Source organism: Lachnospira eligens (assembly GCF_009680455.1).
Taxonomy (GTDB): Bacteria; Bacillota; Clostridia; order Lachnospirales; family Lachnospiraceae; genus Lachnospira; species Lachnospira eligens_A.
Map to the genome: position 1 here is coordinate 102,829 of NZ_WKRD01000004.1, position 17,173 is coordinate 120,001.

Here is a 17,173-nt window from a genome sequence, read left to right on the forward strand (position 1 = left end):
AGGCAGAACTGTGTAGATAATTCAATGCTTTGACGATAATATTTGGACACTTTAACGAAAATGTCCGAAATTAGTACAATTATAGAACCCGTGTAGCGTTTTCGAACACTACACGGGTTTTGTTATGCCAAATTTTTACAAAAAAATATATAATGTGTAGGTGCTTTTTTTAGTGGACGCACAATATGATTAAAGAAAAAGGATGGAATATTATAATGAGCACTAACGAAATTATGCCAAAGTTAAAAGACTTTTTATGTGAGAATTTAGGAATTGACGCAGATGTTTTAGAGTTTGATACACAGCTTTTCGGAGATGGTGAAATCGGACTTGATTCAATTGATTCACTTGAAATCATTGCTTATGTTGATGATGAATTCGGTGTTCAGATGACAGGTGTTGGCAAAGAACACTTCTACAGCATTGAGACAATCGCTAAGTATATCGAAGAAAATGCATAATATATAAAATGTGGCGGGTGTCAGATGACTTTTCTGGCACCCGTATTAGTTACGGATATAAGTTGTGGTTGATTGCTTGGATGTTGCTGACGGATTGGACTTTTAGGCTGGAATATTGCTTACAAAGTCCAAACGGGAATGCTAGAGTCGATGGATTGGACTTTTTGGTGGAATTGGATTCCTGAAAGTCCAAAACAGCGTGACGAGATTGACAGATTGGATGTTGTGGGCAGAAACAAGACTTGGAAAGTCCAAACCGACGCACCAGAGCGAGCAGATTGGACGTTAGAAGCAGAAACAGGACTTGAAAAGTCCAAACCGACGCACCAGAGCTGGAAGATTGGGCATAATAAGCAAGAACATGCCTCACAAAGTCCAAAACAAAGACAACTACACACTCCACCCCCAAAAAAGTATTATAAGAAATTATGAAAATAACAATAAAGGAGCAATTATGACAGAGAATAATAACCGCGCAGTCATTACAGGTCTTGGAATGATATGTGCTATCGGTAATTCAGTAGATGAAGCATGGAATAATGCCATTAATTCGGTTTCAGGAATACATAAAACAACAACACTTGATACAACAGACTGTTACGCAGACCTTGCAGCAGAAGTTAAGTGCGACACACTTGGAGATTTTGAGGGAAGCGAAGATGCTGACCGTTCAGCACAGCTTTGTATCAAGGCAGCAGGCGAGGCAATGAAGGACGCAGGACTTGATGATTTTGCAGGAGACCCTAAAGCTTCGGTTATAATTGGAAGCTGTGTTGGTGGTGCAGTCAGCATTTCTGATTATTATGAGCATGGCAAGAAAGCAAGTGATGTAACTAAGATGCCAATCTCATCAATAGCACCTCAGGTTGCAGGTCAGTGCCATGCAGGCGGCGTTGTTACTAATATTGCAAATGCATGTGCGGCCGGAACAATCAGTATTGCATACGCATGCGAGCTTATCAGAGCAGGCAAGGCAGATGTAGTACTTGCAGGTGGTTCAGACACATTTGCAGCAGTACCATATGCCGGATTCTTATCACTTCATGCACTTGACGCAGATGGCTGCTCACCATTCAACAGATGTACAGGAATTACACTTGGTGAAGGTTCAGGTGTCGTAGTAGTAGAAAGCTACGAGCATGCTAAGGCAAGAAATGCAAAAATGTATTGTGAAGTATTAGGTGCTGGTGTCAGCAGTGACGCACACCATATCACAGCTCCAAGACCGGATGGAGAAGGTCAGATGGAAGCTATCAACAGAGCAATTAAGAATTCGGGATTGAAGAAATCGGACATCGGATATGTTAATGCACATGGAACAGGAACGGCTAAGAACGATGATGCAGAATTCTTATCATTACATACAATATTTGACGGCGAGAACAATAATCTTTCAGTAAGCTCAACAAAGGCTATGACAGGACACTGCCTCGGTGCAGCAGGAGCAATTGAAGCAGTATTTTCAATCAAGGCACTTACAACTAATACAGTAGTTCCAACACTCGGATTTAAGGACGAGGATATGGATAAGCTTGCTGAAAAGGCCGGAAAGATAGATTTCTGCCCTAATAAGGCACATGAAAAAGAACTTACAAGCGTAATGAACAACTCATTTGCATTCGGCGGTAATAACGCAAGTATTATCTTTAGCAAAGAGGCTGGAAATGTGACAGTTAAGGAAGAGAAGAAGCCCCTTGTTATCACAGGTATTGGTGTGGTTACACCAAGCGGCAACGGTGTAGATACATATGTTGCAAATGCAGTAAAAAACGAAGCTCTGACAGAAGCTAATTTAAGAAGTTCAGTCGGCAAGGAAGATTATGATGCACTTGGACTTAAGATGTCATTCTATAGAAAGCTTGATAATTTCAGTCAGCTTCAGGCAGTATCAGGTATGGAAGCACTTAAGGACGCTGATTATGCAGTAACAGACGATAATGCAACAGATATTGGAATAATTGTGGGAACGTCAGAGGGTGCACTTGGAACATGCTGTGATTTCCAGAGTATGATTACAGAGAAGGGCAATGCTTCAGGAAGTGCATTCAAATTTCCTAACACTGTATACAATGCAGCAGGCGGATATCTTTCAATCTGCTCAGGAATCAAGGGCTACAATGTAACAGTTACTAACGGTGCACAGTCTGGTCTTGCAAGCATGGCATATGCAATGAGCGTACTCCGTTCAGGACAGGAAAATGCTATGTTAGCCACAGGTTCTGATGAGAACAGCGACATAATGACAGAGCTTTTCGGTAAGTTAGGTGTTACATCTGAAAGTGTCGTTACCCCATTTTCAGGAAATGATGGATTCGTATTAAGCGATGGCAGTGCTTCAGTTCTTATTGAGGATGAGAAGGCAGCCAGGGAGCGTGGTGCAAGAATCTACTGCCATGCAGCAGGATACGGAATGGCTCATTCAAATGTTAAGTTCGGAACACTTACAGGTTCAGAGGCAGGCCTTACAAATGCAGTTAATAACGCATTAGCAGACGCAGGAATGACAATTGATGATATAGATGCAGTATTTGGTTTCGCAAACGGAATGAAGGCTGTCGATGATGTAGAAATCAAGGGATTGACAGCAGTATTTGGTGACAAACTGGCAGAAAAACCGGTTGTGGAATTAAAGGAAGTTCTTGGTGAGTCAAGAGCAGCAGCAGCAACAACAGCAGCAGCACACGCAGCACTTATGTTTGCTGGAAAGATACCTTCACAGGAAGCATACAGCATTGCAGCAGACGGAAGCGTTTCTAAGACTAATGTTGAAGCTTCTAAGTTAAACAATGTACTTGTAGCTGCATATGGTGCAGGGGGTTCATACACAGCAATCGTACTCAGCAAGTAATGAAGCAGGGGCAGATGCCCATGACAAAGAACTGACATTTTCTTAAAGAAAGGACACACAGATATGAAAGTAGCATTAGTTACAGGAGCTTCCCGTGGTATTGGAAAGGCTTGTGCTATACGTCTGGCAAAAGACGGATATGCCGTAGTCATCAATTACAGCCATTCAGAGGAACAGGCACAGAAGGTTCTTGATGAAATCGTGGCAGCAGGAGGAACAGCCATAACATATAAAGCAGATGTTTCAGACCTTAATCAGGTTAAGCAGATGGTTAAAGATGTAAGTAAGGAGCTTGGCGGAATAGATGTACTCGTAAACAACGCAGGAATTGTAAGAGATGAGTACCTTCTCATGCTCAACAAGGATACACTTGATACATGCATGGACTTAAATGTTAAGGGTTACTTCTACTGCGCACAGCAGGCAGTACTTAAAATGTTCAGAAAGAAGAGCGGTGTCATCATCAACATGTCATCAGTCAGCTCGAAATTCGCACTTCCGGGACAGTCTGTATACAGTGCAACAAAGGGTGCTGTTAATTCAATGACACAGACAATGGCTAAGGAGCTTGCAGGTTACGGAATCCGTGTAAATGCAGTAGCACCGGGATTTATAGAGACAGAGATGTTGGATGCAATTCCAGAAGAGAAGAAGAAAGAGTATTTAGACGCAATCCCAATGCATAAGTTAGGAAAGGCAGAAGATGTTGCAAATGTTGTATCATCACTTTGCTCAGACGCATTTTCATATGTAACAGGTCAGGTTATCGTGCTTGATGGAGGATTATCATTATGATGAACATATTTGAGATTAATAAAAGAATAGGACAGCGCCCACCTTTCCAGATGATTGAGAAGGTGTTAGAGCTTGAGCCTAATGTAAGTGCCAGAGGTATTAAAAATGTATCAATTAATGAACCATATTTTATGGGACATTTTCCTGACGCACCTATAATGCCGGGCGTACTTATAATTGAAAGCTGCGCCCAGCTCTGTTCACTTGTAATCGATGACGGTGGAAAGAGCAGGGAAGAGGGCAAGTTATATGTGCTTCTTAAAGTAGACGGATTCAAGTTTGTAAAGCCTGTAATTCCAGGAGATACACTTGATATTACAGTTACAGCTACAAGAATCAACAAGGTTCTCGCATCATTTGACGCAGTAGTTAAGGTAGATGGCAATGTGTACGCAAAGGGAAGCATGACATTTACAACAGTAGACCGTAAGGATATATATGGAACGGAGGAATAAATTAATGGGAAAAATAGCAGTATTATTTTCAGGTCAGGGTGCGCAGTATGTAGGAATGGGCAAAGACCTATACGATTCAGATTCTGATGCAAAGAAATTATATGATTTGGGGGAGTCGCTCCGTCCGGGAACAGTTAAGGTGTGCTTTGAAGGAGAAGGCGAGGAGCTTACCAAGACAGAGAATACACAGCCGGCACTTTTCCTTACAGACCTTGCATTTGCCAATGCGCTTAAGGATGCCGGAATTAAGGCTGACGCTGTAGCAGGATTTTCACTTGGAGAGATTCCTGCACTTGCATACGCAGGAGTTTTATCAATAGAGGACGCATTTAAACTGGTAGTTATCAGAGGAACCAAGATGGGTGAGCTTTCTACAAAGTATGCAGGCGGAATGGCAGCAGCACTTAAGCTTGCTCCAGAAGTTGTTGAAGAGACATGTAAGGAATTCAAGGAAATCTGGCCGGTTAATTATAATTGTCCTGGACAGATTTCATGTGCAGGAAGTGCTGACGAGATAGACGCATTCTGCGCTGCAATCAAGGAAAAAGGAGGCAGGGCAGTTAAGCTTGCAGTAAGCGGTGCATTCCATACTCCTTATATGAAGGATGCAAGTGAAGAACTTGAGAAGGCACTCAAGGCAATGACAATTAATGCTCCACAGACAGAGATATATGCCAACAGAACAGGAAAGCCTTATCCACAGGATACAGCACAGATTATAGAAACAATAGCACTTCAGGCTTCTTCAAGTGTAAGGTTTGAGGACACATTAAAGAATATGTGGGCTGACGGAATAGACACATTTATCGAGGTAGGAGCAGGAAAGACACTTACAGGATTTGTTAAGAAGACACTTCCAGAAGCAAAGATGTACACAGTTACAACAGTTGATGCGTTGAATGAGGCAATTGAGAACATCAAGGCAGGAGAATAATAATGACAGTTAAATGTAACAAATGTAAAGAAGAAATCAATAAAGAGGATTTGGAGAAGAATTACTACATATGCCCGTTATGCGGGAAGCTAAACCGTATGCCGGCAAAGAACAGACTTCAGATGCTTACAGAAAAGTTTGATGTAATGTTTAATGATCAGGAATTTACAGATCCTATTGATTTTCCATCATACAAGGAAAAGTATGAGTCTGCCAGAGAAAAGAGCGGTGAGACAGAGGGCGTTGTATGCGGCAGAGGAACTATCGGTGGGAATGATACATGCATATTCATTATGGAGCCTAACTTCATGATGGGTTCTATGGGAACAGTTGTTGGGGACAGAATTACAGCACTTTTTGAATATGCTACAAAGAACAGACTTCCAGTTATCGGATATACAGTTTCAGGTGGTGCAAGAATGCAGGAGGGCGCACTGTCACTTATGCAGATGGCAAAGGTTTCAGCAGCAGCCAAGAGACATAGTGACGCAGGACTCTTATATGTTGTATGTACAACAGACCCTACAATGGGCGGTGCTACAGCAAGCTTTGCAATGCTTGGAGATATAATCATATCTGAACCGGGTGCAATGATTGGATTTGCAGGAAAGCGAGTAGTAGAGCAGGTTACAGGTGAAGTGCTTCCGGATAATTTCCAGAGCGCAGAGTTCCAGTTAAAGAACGGATTTATAGATGATATCGTGCCAAGACAGGAACAGAGGGCATATCTTGCTAACATTCTTGCAATACATGCAGAAACAGTAAGTGCATAACAGTATTGCATTGCAATATAAGGAGAAAGATTAATCATGACAAACGAGAATTTAAGTGTTTATGACAGAATCTGCCGTACAAGAAAGAGCGGCAGAGCAACCGCATCGGATTATATAAATGCTACAATAACTGATTTTGTAGAACTTCACGGTGACAGATGCTTTGCAGACGACCATGCCATTGTTGGAGGTATCGGACGACTTAACGGAAAGCCTGTAACTGTAATCGGAATTGAAAAAGGAAGAGATTTAAACGAAAGACTTTTAAGGAATTTTGGCTGCGTTCTTCCAGAAGGATACAGAAAAGCATTAAGACTTATAAAGCAGGCTGAAAAGTTCCACAGACCTGTTATCTGTTTTGTTGATACACAGGGTGCTAACTGCGGTAAGGGCGCAGAAGAAAGAGGACAGGGACAGGCAATCGCCAACAACCTGTATGAGCTTACAGATGTTAAGACACCTATTATATCAGTAATGATTGGTGAAGGCGGGAGCGGCGGCGCACTTGCACTTGCTGTTGCGGATGAAGTATGGATGCTTGAAAATGCATATTATTCAGTAATCACACCTGAGTCATGTGCAAGTATTCTATTCAAAGATCCTAAGAGAGCGCCAGAGGCAGCAGAACATCTCAAGCTTACAGCATCAGACCTCAATAAAATGGGTATCGTAGAAAAGGTTGTTGAAGAACCGGAAGATTTTTCAGAAGAGAAAGAAACATCACATTTTATGAAAAAGCTTGCTGATGACCTTTCAAAAGAAATAAAGCAGTTAGAGAAGAAGCCGGTTGATAAGCTTCTTGATGACAGATATGAGAAATACAGAAAAATAGGCCGTTACAGCGAATACAGTGAGGCAGTAGGAGAGGTTCCTGGAGCAGCACAGTTACTTGGTGTATCACAGGCTCCTGCAAGAAAGAGAAGAGGATTATTTGGACGTGGCTAAGATATTAGTTTTAAATGGAAGTCCACATAAGAGTGCCAGCACTACAATGGCGGTAACCAACGCATTTGTAAAGGGAATATGCGAAGGTGGTGAATACGAGTCGGAGATAATTAATATCTCCGACTTAAATGTTACTCCATGCATGGGCTGTCTTTCATGCTGGGCAAGGACTGAGGGCGAGTGTGTTATCAAAAATGATGACATGCCGGCAGTTAAGAAAAGAATAGAAGAAGCAGACATTATAATTGAAAGTTATCCGTTGTATTTTTTTGGCATGCCGGGGCAGATGAAGCTTTTCACAGACAGACTTTTAAGCATGATGTGTACTTACAGGGGACAGAAGCCACCTGAAAATGGCGAGTCATTTCACGGCATAAGAAATCCAAAGACGGGACAGAAATTGGTTCTTATATCGGGATGTGCTTATTCGGAGTCAGAGTCAGTCTATGATTCGCTTCTTAAGGAATATGAGTGCATATGTGGTAAAAATGGATTTACAGCAATTCTATGTCCACAGTTAAAGACATTAATTGAACTGGGTGCAAGTTCAAGACTTGACAGATATTTGTCAAAGTATGAGGCGGCTGGAAAAGAGTTTGCTGCGACAAAGCATTTGTCAGAGGAGACAAAGCAGAAGCTGTCAAAAGCTCCATTTTCAGAGGCAGTGTATAAGAATCTGCTTGATAATTTCTGGAGGGAGCAGAAGGAGGGCTAAATCCTCTCCTCGTCAATGGACTCGGATTTTACTTCGTAAAACAAGGAGGATGAGATTTGATAAAGATAGTTGTAGATTTGCTTGGTGCTGACAAGCCGCAGACAGAGCTTGTTTTGGGTGCAATCAGGGCAATCAGTGAGAATAAAGATTTGTATGTATATCTGATGGGAAGGAAGGCCGAGCTGGAGGATTTCCTTGCCAATGTAACTTATGATGAATCGCAGCTTGAGATAGTGGACTGCACACAGGAGATAACTAATTATGATGACCCGGTTGACGCTTACCACGATAAGACTGATTCGTCCTTAATCAAGGGACTTAAAATGTGCCGCATGAATGAGGATATCGGTGGATTCGTGACATGTGGTGCAACAGGAGTTGTGCTTATAAGTTCTATCCTTATACTTGGCAAGTTAAATGCGACAAGACCGGCACTTTCAGTAGTTCTTAATGGCCGTAATGACAAGCCATTCTGTATAGTTGACTGCGGTGCCAATATTGACTGCAAGGCAGACCGTTTTGTCGATTTTGCAAGACTCGGTGTAGCTTACATGAAGACACTCGGAATTGAGAATCCGACAGTTGCAACACTTTCTAATGGCATTGAAGCTGGAAAGGGAAGTGATGTTATTAAGGAAGCTCATGAGCTTTTAGAAAAATGTGGTTTTAATTTCACAGGTAATATTGAAGGCAAAGAAGTGTTAGACGGCAACGCAGATGTTGTTGTATGTGATGGATTTGCAGGGAATGTGCTTCTTAAATCAATCGAGGGAACAGCAAAGGTTGTGTTTGATGATATAAGAAGGGCAGCAGCAGGTGCATCTGATACCCAAAAGGCACAGCTAGAGGCATTTATTGGCAGACTTGAGCCAAAGTTTGATTACAACAATGAAGGCGGAGCAATTCTTCTAGGCGTTAAGAAGCCGGTTGTTAAGGGACATGGAGCAGCAACGGACAAAACAGTGTATAATACAGTTAAGATTGCTTATGGACTTGCAAAGAATAATCTTGTGGAGAAGATAAGCGAGGAATTTGAGAAAAAGTAACATACATTGAGGTGATTGTATAATGCAAAGAGAGAAAAACAACAATTTTATTCTTGATTTCACAGGTGTATATGATGATGAATTTGCTAAGGAAAAAACATCACTTACATGGATAGACTGCACTGATATTACAGGATGTGATATGTATGTATCAGACGAAGCTGAAAAACAGATAGGTGAAAGAGTTGATTCTGTTGGAATTCATGGAATACATTTTCTTGATTCGGGTAACTACCATTATGTTACTAAGATAATGACTGACAGAATTAAGGAACCGTTTTCTTTAGTTGTATTTGATCACCATACCGATATGCAAAAACCTATGATTGAAGGATTAACAAGCTGCGGAGACTGGGCAGGAAAGGTGATTAAAGACAATCCGTATATTTGCCAGCTTATTCTAGTGGGACCAGAGAAGAAAGATATTAATGCGATTGGGTTAAGAAGTAATAAACTTATAACATATTCAGCACAGGAGATAAGAGCCGAAGCAATGGAATCTAAAACAAACCAGATTGATTTATCAGTTCCTGTATACATATCTATTGATAAGGATGTTCTTGATGAAAGCATAAGTGAAACCAATTGGAGTCAGGGACATATGAAGCTTGGGACATTAGAGCATATGCTTGGGATAATTATAAGAAACCAGAAGGTTTTAGGTATTGATATATGTGGAGAATGTGATACAAATATGCCGCTTCCTGAATATATGGAAGATGAGGAAAAGAACGGAGAACTTAATAAAGAATTATATAATTTTCTTTTGAAACGACTGAAAAAATATAGTTTATAAATATTTTATAATTCCGCAATCCCATGTAAATACTGGGGTTGCGGGATTTTATAATTGGAAAATAAAAAAAATTAGCACTCACCCCTTGACAGTGCTAATAAAAAGGTATATAACATAGCCAAGAACAAAGGAAGGGAACCAAAAGAGGTACGAAAGTAAAGGAAAGTACCTCAAGAGGTTACTGAAACATCCCGGTTCCAAAGAAACAAGGTAACAAGATAATGGTATATGTTAAAGGAGGAATGACTTATGTTGATGCCTAGTATTTTTGGAGAGAATTTATTTAATGATGATTGGATGGACTTCGGATTTCCTGAAGTTGACAAGGCTTTATATGGTAAGCATGCAAATAATGTAATGAAGACTGATGTTAAGGAAACTGATACAGGTTATGAAGTTGATATTGATCTTCCAGGATTTAAGAAGGATGAAATTAATGCACAGCTTGATAACGGTTACCTTACAATAAGTGCTGCTAAGGGACTTGATAAGGATGAAAAGGATAAGAAAGGTAAATACATCCGTAAGGAAAGATATGCTGGTGCTATGAGCCGTAGCTTCTATGTAGGTGAAGGTGTCACACAGGAAGATATCAAGGCTAAGTATGAAGATGGTATCTTAAGACTTTCAGTTCCTAAGAAAGAAGCTAAAGCAGTTGAGAATAAGAAGTACATTGCTATTGAAGGCTAATGACTAATCATTTATTATTGAATTAGAAAGGGAGCGATTGTTATGGATAAGAATCCAAAGCATCCATTAAAGAAAAAGAAAGTACATCAGAAGATGAATGTTGCAGACCACAGTGTCGAGGAACAGGCAGCTTTTGGTAAGCATAAGAAACACACATATGAATAAATGATTTTAATCCCGTGACGGTTGTATGACTGTCGCGGGATTTTTATTTAATCAGCAATTGCTAAATATGAAATTTTAAGAATATATGCCATTGGAAGCCGCGTGTGTGGTATTATAGAAACTGTTTAAAAATATGTGGAAAGAAGGCAGGGTTTATATGTCATTAGAAAAAGCACTTGGATATCTGGAGAAAGCAGGATACAGAGAGCATGTAATACAGCTTGGTGAATCAACGGCCACGGTTGCAATGGCAGCGGAGGCACTTGGAGTCGAGCCAGGAAGGATAGCCAAGACAATGTCTTTTCTTCAGGGCGACAAGGCAGTATTGATAATCACAGAAGGAACTGCGAAGATAGATAACAGAAAATATAAAGACACATTTCATGTAAAAGCAAAGATGATACCATTTGAAGAGGTTGAGAATATAATCGGACACGCTCCTGGTGGAGTCTGCCCATTTGGCATTAATGAGGGCATTGATGTATATCTTGATGAAAGCCTTAAACAGTTTGACATTGTGTATCCGGCAGCAGGCGACGACCATTCTGCAGTGAAGCTCACAATTGCTGAGTTGGAAGACGTGTCACGGGCTAAGGGCTGGGTTGATGTGTGCAAGGAGGCGGAAAATGTTTAACAGAGAAGATAACACATATAACGAAATCAGGGAAAAGTCATTATTCCAGTGGCTTGATGAGATGGAAAAGCATGAAGACATAGCGGTTCGTGGAGGTGTTAAACTGACACGGGAATATATACAGCATTTAAAAGATGAAAATAAGAGGCTTGAAGAGCAGAATAAGCTGAAAAATGAATATCTTAAGAAGGTTGTGGGAAGATAAAGCATTTACAAGGTAGAATCATGAACATACAGGTAATAAAATCCAGAAGAAGAACAATAGGAATAGAGGTTCACGCAGATGGGAAAGTGATAGTAAGAACTCCATTGCGAATGTCATCAGCAGCGATTAACCGATTTATAGAAGAACATGATGAATGGATCAGGAAGAAACTGGATTTTGTCAGACAGAAATCAGATAACAGACACGGTACAGGTGCGCCGGGTATTGAATGTCTGTCGAATCAGGAACTTGATAATATAAAGGATACATTTGAAAAGAGAGTACAGTATTACTGTGATATAATGAATGTGAGCGTTGGAAGAATAACTATCCGTAACCAGAAAACAAGGTGGGGAAGCTGTAGTTCTAAAGGCAATGTGAATTTCAACTACCAGTTGTATTATATGCCGCAGGAGCTGATGGATTATGTAATCGTGCATGAGCTTTCGCACAGAAGGCATATGAATCATTCGGCAGAATTCTGGGCGGAGGTTGAAAAATACTGTCCGGAGTATAGAACATACAGAAAGCAGTTAAAGGGATATGAACTTACTTAGAGGAGGCATTTTATGATAAGCAGATAATGATGTGTAGATTGAGCGGAAACATTAGTAACTATAATCATAGAAAAGAGGTATACATATGGAATTACAGGCAGTAATGGAGAAAAGAAGAAGCATAAGAAATTATAATCCTGAGCGTAAGGTTACTAAGGAACAGCTTGAGGAACTTATTAAGGCTGCGTCATATGCACCTTCATGGAAGAATCTGCAGACATCAAGATATTACTGTGTATTATCTGAAAATGCGGTGAAAGAACTTAGAGAAAAATGTCTTCCGGAATTTAATCAGGCTAATTCGGAAGGAGCAGGCGCATATATAGTTACAACATTTGTAAAGGGAATGGTCGGCTTTGATAAGAATACAGGCAGTCCGGTTAATGAGGCTGGTGACGGCTGGGGCTATTATGACCTTGGTCTGCAGAATGATAATCTGCTTCTTAAAGCTGCTGAACTGGGGCTTGATACTCTGGTAATGGGCATTAGAGATGGTGAGGCGTTAAGAGAATTGCTTAATATTCCAGACAGTGAAAATGTTGTGTCTGTTATTGCTGTTGGCTACAGGGGACAGGAGCCACCTGAAAGACCTAAGAGAAAAGAGCTTGAGGTTGTTGCAAAATTTATATAATGATTATCAATGACTTAAACTGAATAAAATAAGAACTCGGGGAAGAAAAAACTTCTCTGGGCTTTTATTTTATATGGCTGTTTTTTCTTAAGCGAAAAGCGCATAATATAGATAGGTTAAGGGAAACAATAAAGGATGTATAATGTGTATGACGCAGGAGGATGAGCACATCACCAAATGTTTTGGTGTGGCTTGGAAACCTGCGTTTTTTAATTATGTGTAAAAAAATATTATATATCCCATAATAGGTACATATATTGTAATATTATTTACATTGATGTTTGTGTATACATAAAAATAGTGTATAATAAAAACAAATAAATGTTCGATAGCACGTTTGGGATAATAAAGAGCAGATATCAGTTTTAGAACAATTTGAATTGTGTTAGGGGGTAAAAGATGAAGCAGGAAACATTAAATAAATTGAACCTTTGCGAAGATCATGAACGAGAGTGCAAGCTGGCTAATGGTGGACTTCCTGAGAGCATATGGGAGACATATTCATCTTTTGCTAATACCAATGGAGGCACTATTCTGCTTGGAATTAGGGAGCATAGTGATTCCTTTACGATTGAGGGATTGACAGATAAGCAGATTATTAAATATCAGAAGGATTTCTGGAGCACCCTAAATGATAGAAATAAGATATCAAAAAATATACTATTGAATCATCATGTTCAGGTTATAGAGGTGGAAGATAAAAAGATACTTAAAATTGATATACCGGCAGCAGATAGGCATGATAAGCCGGTTTATATTGGAACTGATCCAATGAAAGGCACTTATAAAAGAGATTACGAAGGAGATTTTCTCTGTACTGAAGAGGCAGTCAGGGCTATGTTTGCAGATCAGAGAGATGTATCTGGAGACGTGGAAGTATTGGATGAGTTTGGATTGGATGTTTTGAATCAGGATACAATAAAGGGCTATCGAATCGTATTTGAGCAACTTCATAGTGGACATCCATGGAATGCACTTGAAAATGATGAGTTCCTTATGAAATTAAGAGCAGCGGCGAAGAATAAGATGGGAACATTATCGCCAACGATAGCAGGATTATTATTCTTTGGAGAAGCTTATCATATTACTGAAGTTTTTCCTAATTATTTTCTGGATTATCGTGAGGAATGTGATGATAAAGCCGTGCGTTGGCTGTTCCGTACACATTCTAATGAGGGCGATTGGAGCGGTAATATATACGACTTTTTCTGTAAAGTGCGTACAAGAATAGACGATGAAGTAGCTGTTCCATTTGCCAATAGAAGAGATGGATACCGGGTAGACAGAGTGGATGTGCATGATGCGTTGGAAGAGGCATTGGCAAATGCACTGGCACATGCAAATTATTATGGAAGACGGGGAATCATTGTTGTCAAAAATGGAAAGGAACTTAGCATTTCCAATCCCGGAACTATCAGGATAACAAAAGAGGAGTTTTATGCGGGTGGCAATAGTGATCCACGAAACCCTAATATTTTAAAAATGTTTGGATTTGTTAATGTTGGTGAGCGTGCTGGAAGTGGTGTCGATAAGATTATGACAGCATGGGCAGAACAAAACTGGAAAAAGCCGGAATTTGATTTTTCAGAGCGTAATGACAGAGTAACATTAAAACTCGAAGTTGGACAGGTGGTATATATTCCGGGGGCAGCAGATATAAGGAATTCAACGGATAATAGCGAAACAGATACTGCAAAAGCTATGCCAAAAGAAGATAAGATACTTGCTTACATTGGGGAGAATGGAAGTATTTCTATGCAGAAAGTAGTGGAAATCTGTAATTATAAATCCAGAACTGGAGCAAGAAAGCTAATAGATAAAATGATGAAAGCAGGTTTGATAGAAAAAGTAGGAGAAAGAAATAATACTCTTTATAAAACAAAAAAATAGAAAAATTAGTAATTACTTTTAACATCAGAGTGACTAGTATGTGGTCACTTTTATGATTAAGTGTTCACTAGGTGGTCACAAGTGGTCACTTTTAACATCAGAGTGACCACCATATATACAAGCAGGCAGGCCTTGGAGTTATAAATCATGAGTATATTTAGAAAGAAACACACAATCCTATGATAAAATGAATAAGAAACCAGTACTGAAGACAAGCATATGCACAGGGGAGCAGGTTGCGGGATTTCAGGATATCCATACCGGTAAGATAGAGGAGATAATGTTGATTAAGCAGGCCGCGGATATAGATACATTTAAACAAATGTATGGAATTGATGGAGAGATACCAAAGGTATACTAAATATTTACAGGTAAAGAGGACTATGAACATACCAGAAAGAGCAACGAAGGAACAGACAGAGGCAATAACACAGACAGAAGGCAACATAAGGGTTGCGTCAGTTCCAGGTTCGGGAAAAACATTTGTACTTACATATAGAATAGCATATCTCATAACAGAACTGTTTGTTGAGCCATCATCTATTGTGGCGCTTACATTTACAAACAAGGCAGCTTCGCAGATGAAGCACAGATTAAGGAATATTGTTGGTGATAACGCCAACTGTTTTACAGGAACATTTCACGGATATTGTAACATGTTTCTTAAAGAGGAGATTCACAGGCTGACATTTCCCAAAACATTCACGATTCTTGATAAGAAGGCAGAGCTGGAAATGATTAAGGATGTGGCAGATGATATGGGAATATCGCTCAAGGACAATACTGCGAAGAAGATAATGAGTGATATAGACATAACCAAGCAGGATATATCCTATGTTGAGCTTATGGCAGGCGTTGATAAGACAGAGCTTAAAAGAAGGGCTTCCAGCGAGAAAAATGTGGATAAAAGGGTTTTCTATAATTATCTTAAGAGACAGTGTGACAATTATGCTCTGGACTTTGAAGACCTTATTAATTTTACTTTATACATTTTGAACAGAAATGAAGACGTGCGGATTCGCTGGCAGGAAAAATGTCAATATGTTTTGTGCGATGAGTATCAGGATGTCAATATGAAACAGGATATGCTGCTTCACATTCTAAGCGGTTTGTATCAGAATCTGTTTGTGGTAGGTGATGACGACCAAAACATATATACATGGCGAGGTTCTGACCCTGAATACATGATTAATTTTGATAAAACACATGAAAATGTGCAGGATTATTCACTTACTGAGAATTTCAGAAGCACTCCTCAGATTGTAAATGCAGCGAAATCCCTTATCTCTGCTAATCAGAACAGGCTTGAAAAGCAGATGATTTCTAACAGACCAGATGGCAATAAGCCGGTATTTAATGCACCTGACACCGAGGAGAATGAGTCTTTGTGGATAGCTGATACAATTCTTGATAATGTGGCTAAGAATATGAAGTACAGCGACCATACTATATTGGTGCGGGCTGCTTCACAGACAAGGTCGTTAGAGGAAGCATTTATAAAAAGAAAAGTTCCTTACAAGATACTAAGCGGTGCGAAATTCTATGAAAGCGAAGAGATAAGAACGGTGCTTTCATACATGAGAATGGTGTACAGCCTTACGGACATGGATTTGCTGTATACTATATCCAGACCGAGAAGGGGCTTTGGTAAGAAGTCTGTTGAGAAGCTTAAAAATGCAGCGGCACAGAACAACTGCAGTCTTTTCAAGGCACTTGGAAAGCAGATTGAAGATGGCGATATAACACAGAAACATGTGATAGAATATTACAATGCAATCAGTGAATTGCATGATACATATGTTGCTTATACCTGTACTGATATAGTAAACAAATGTCTTGACATGGGATATCGTCAGGCATTGGAGCAGGATATCGACCAGACCAGACTTGATAATGTGTCAGAGCTTATCAGGACTATTACGGCATTGGAGGAAGATAATCAGGAAAAGGTTGAGCTGGCTGATCTGTTAAGCCATTTTGCATTATTTTCAGCGCAAGATGAGGACGGAGAGTATAATGTTGTAAAAGTAATGACAATTCATACAGCAAAAGGACTTGAGTTTGATACAGTATTTGTACCAGGACTCGTTGAAGGACAGTTTCCAAGCAGCAGGCTTCGTAATGAAGACGAATATGAAGAGGAAAGAAGATTGTTGTATGTTGCGATGACGAGGGCTAAGAATATGCTTTACCTCAGCACTTATAGAAAGAAAGATGGCCGTTTCGCTGCAAGACCATCAGCATTTTTAAGTGACATTGATACTAATCTTCTTGACTGTATCAACAACAGCAGAGTATTAATCAGAAGTGTGACTGAGCAGATGCTGCCAAAGGTTGTATTCGAGGTTGGAGATAAAGTCAGACATAAGGTATTTGGAACTGGCGAGATTGTTAAGGTCGATAAGGTTACACAGACATATGAAATCCAGTTTGAGAATATCAGGGGAACGAGAAGACTGATGTTTCGGGCAGAGCTGGGAAATGTTGAAAATTAAAGCAGGTTAGAGAATGGAAAAATAGGGGAACCCCCCTATTTTTTCATTCTTGACTGCAGAAAAGTAGGAATGACAAGTTCATTTTCTTTCTTTTCTGACTTAGCTAAAAGATTATTTATGTCAGAGGCTTTAACGGTA

The 17,173-nt window shown here is 39.9% G+C and carries 20 protein-coding genes; all 20 read left to right on the forward strand.

The window, feature by feature from the left end:
- Positions 1–185 precede the first annotated feature (185 nt).
- The 20 genes from GKE48_RS06020 (at position 186) to GKE48_RS06105 (ending at position 17,035) form a co-directional block, all read left to right on the forward strand.
- A complete protein-coding gene (locus GKE48_RS06020; protein WP_012740555.1) occupies positions 186–461 on the forward strand; it encodes an acyl carrier protein in 276 nt (91 codons plus the stop codon).
- A 138-nt stretch (positions 462–599) separates the two neighbouring features.
- On the forward strand, positions 600–893 hold the full coding sequence (locus GKE48_RS14525; protein WP_173016896.1) for a hypothetical protein: 294 nt from the start codon (positions 600–602) through the stop codon (positions 891–893).
- 22 nt (positions 894–915) lie between these two features.
- The gene (locus GKE48_RS06025) at positions 916–3,309 is read left to right on the forward strand and encodes a beta-ketoacyl-[acyl-carrier-protein] synthase family protein (RefSeq protein WP_154300659.1); all 2,394 of its coding nucleotides are present in this window, start codon (positions 916–918) and stop codon (positions 3,307–3,309) included.
- Between the two features lie 63 nt (positions 3,310–3,372).
- Positions 3,373–4,104: an SDR family NAD(P)-dependent oxidoreductase gene (locus tag GKE48_RS06030; protein ID WP_012740553.1), complete on the forward strand. Its 732-nt coding sequence runs from the start codon at positions 3,373–3,375 to the stop codon at positions 4,102–4,104.
- Complete coding sequence (gene fabZ, locus GKE48_RS06035) at positions 4,101–4,559, forward strand: 3-hydroxyacyl-ACP dehydratase FabZ (protein WP_012740552.1); 459 nt, start codon at positions 4,101–4,103, stop codon at positions 4,557–4,559. Before GKE48_RS06030 ends, fabZ begins: the two co-directional genes overlap by 4 nt.
- Before the next feature lie 4 nt (positions 4,560–4,563).
- Entirely contained in the window at positions 4,564–5,493 is a 930-nt protein-coding gene (locus GKE48_RS06040; RefSeq protein ID WP_243138455.1) for an ACP S-malonyltransferase, read from the forward strand.
- A gap of 2 nt (positions 5,494–5,495) precedes the next feature.
- A complete protein-coding gene (locus GKE48_RS06045) occupies positions 5,496–6,266 on the forward strand; it encodes an acetyl-CoA carboxylase carboxyl transferase subunit beta (RefSeq protein ID WP_012740550.1) in 771 nt (256 codons plus the stop codon).
- 36 nt (positions 6,267–6,302) lie between these two features.
- Entirely contained in the window at positions 6,303–7,211 is a 909-nt protein-coding gene (locus GKE48_RS06050; protein ID WP_012740549.1) for an acetyl-CoA carboxylase carboxyltransferase subunit alpha, read from the forward strand.
- On the forward strand, positions 7,204–7,926 hold the full coding sequence (locus tag GKE48_RS06055; RefSeq protein ID WP_195616506.1) for a flavodoxin family protein: 723 nt from the start codon (positions 7,204–7,206) through the stop codon (positions 7,924–7,926). Before GKE48_RS06050 ends, GKE48_RS06055 begins: the two co-directional genes overlap by 8 nt.
- 56 nt (positions 7,927–7,982) lie before the next feature.
- The gene (gene plsX / locus GKE48_RS06060) at positions 7,983–8,972 is read left to right on the forward strand and encodes a phosphate acyltransferase PlsX (protein ID WP_118264714.1); all 990 of its coding nucleotides are present in this window, start codon (positions 7,983–7,985) and stop codon (positions 8,970–8,972) included.
- Positions 8,973–8,994: 22 nt separating this feature from the next.
- Positions 8,995–9,768, forward strand: coding sequence for an arginase family protein (locus GKE48_RS06065; RefSeq protein WP_055214081.1), 774 nt, complete (start codon positions 8,995–8,997; stop codon positions 9,766–9,768).
- Positions 9,769–10,017: 249 nt separating this feature from the next.
- A complete protein-coding gene (locus GKE48_RS06070; RefSeq protein WP_012740545.1) occupies positions 10,018–10,458 on the forward strand; it encodes an Hsp20/alpha crystallin family protein in 441 nt (146 codons plus the stop codon).
- A 42-nt stretch (positions 10,459–10,500) separates the two neighbouring features.
- On the forward strand, positions 10,501–10,623 hold the full coding sequence (locus tag GKE48_RS14930; protein WP_012740544.1) for a hypothetical protein: 123 nt from the start codon (positions 10,501–10,503) through the stop codon (positions 10,621–10,623).
- Between the two features lie 157 nt (positions 10,624–10,780).
- The gene (locus GKE48_RS06075) at positions 10,781–11,257 is read left to right on the forward strand and encodes a YbaK/EbsC family protein (protein ID WP_154300662.1); all 477 of its coding nucleotides are present in this window, start codon (positions 10,781–10,783) and stop codon (positions 11,255–11,257) included.
- Positions 11,250–11,462, forward strand: coding sequence for a hypothetical protein (locus GKE48_RS06080; protein ID WP_012740542.1), 213 nt, complete (start codon positions 11,250–11,252; stop codon positions 11,460–11,462). Before GKE48_RS06075 ends, GKE48_RS06080 begins: the two co-directional genes overlap by 8 nt.
- 20 nt (positions 11,463–11,482) lie before the next feature.
- Positions 11,483–12,019, forward strand: a complete 537-nt coding sequence (locus GKE48_RS06085; protein ID WP_012740541.1) for a M48 family metallopeptidase — start codon at positions 11,483–11,485, stop codon at positions 12,017–12,019.
- Between the two features lie 85 nt (positions 12,020–12,104).
- Positions 12,105–12,650, forward strand: a complete 546-nt coding sequence (locus GKE48_RS06090; RefSeq protein WP_119212158.1) for a nitroreductase family protein — start codon at positions 12,105–12,107, stop codon at positions 12,648–12,650.
- 399 nt (positions 12,651–13,049) lie between these two features.
- Entirely contained in the window at positions 13,050–14,540 is a 1,491-nt protein-coding gene (locus tag GKE48_RS06095) for an RNA-binding domain-containing protein (RefSeq protein WP_154300663.1), read from the forward strand.
- Between the two features lie 187 nt (positions 14,541–14,727).
- The gene (locus GKE48_RS06100) at positions 14,728–14,901 is read left to right on the forward strand and encodes an aspartate dehydrogenase (RefSeq protein ID WP_154300664.1); all 174 of its coding nucleotides are present in this window, start codon (positions 14,728–14,730) and stop codon (positions 14,899–14,901) included.
- A gap of 22 nt (positions 14,902–14,923) precedes the next feature.
- The gene (locus GKE48_RS06105) at positions 14,924–17,035 is read left to right on the forward strand and encodes an ATP-dependent helicase (protein ID WP_243138456.1); all 2,112 of its coding nucleotides are present in this window, start codon (positions 14,924–14,926) and stop codon (positions 17,033–17,035) included.
- The last annotated feature ends 138 nt before the right edge of the window (positions 17,036–17,173 follow it).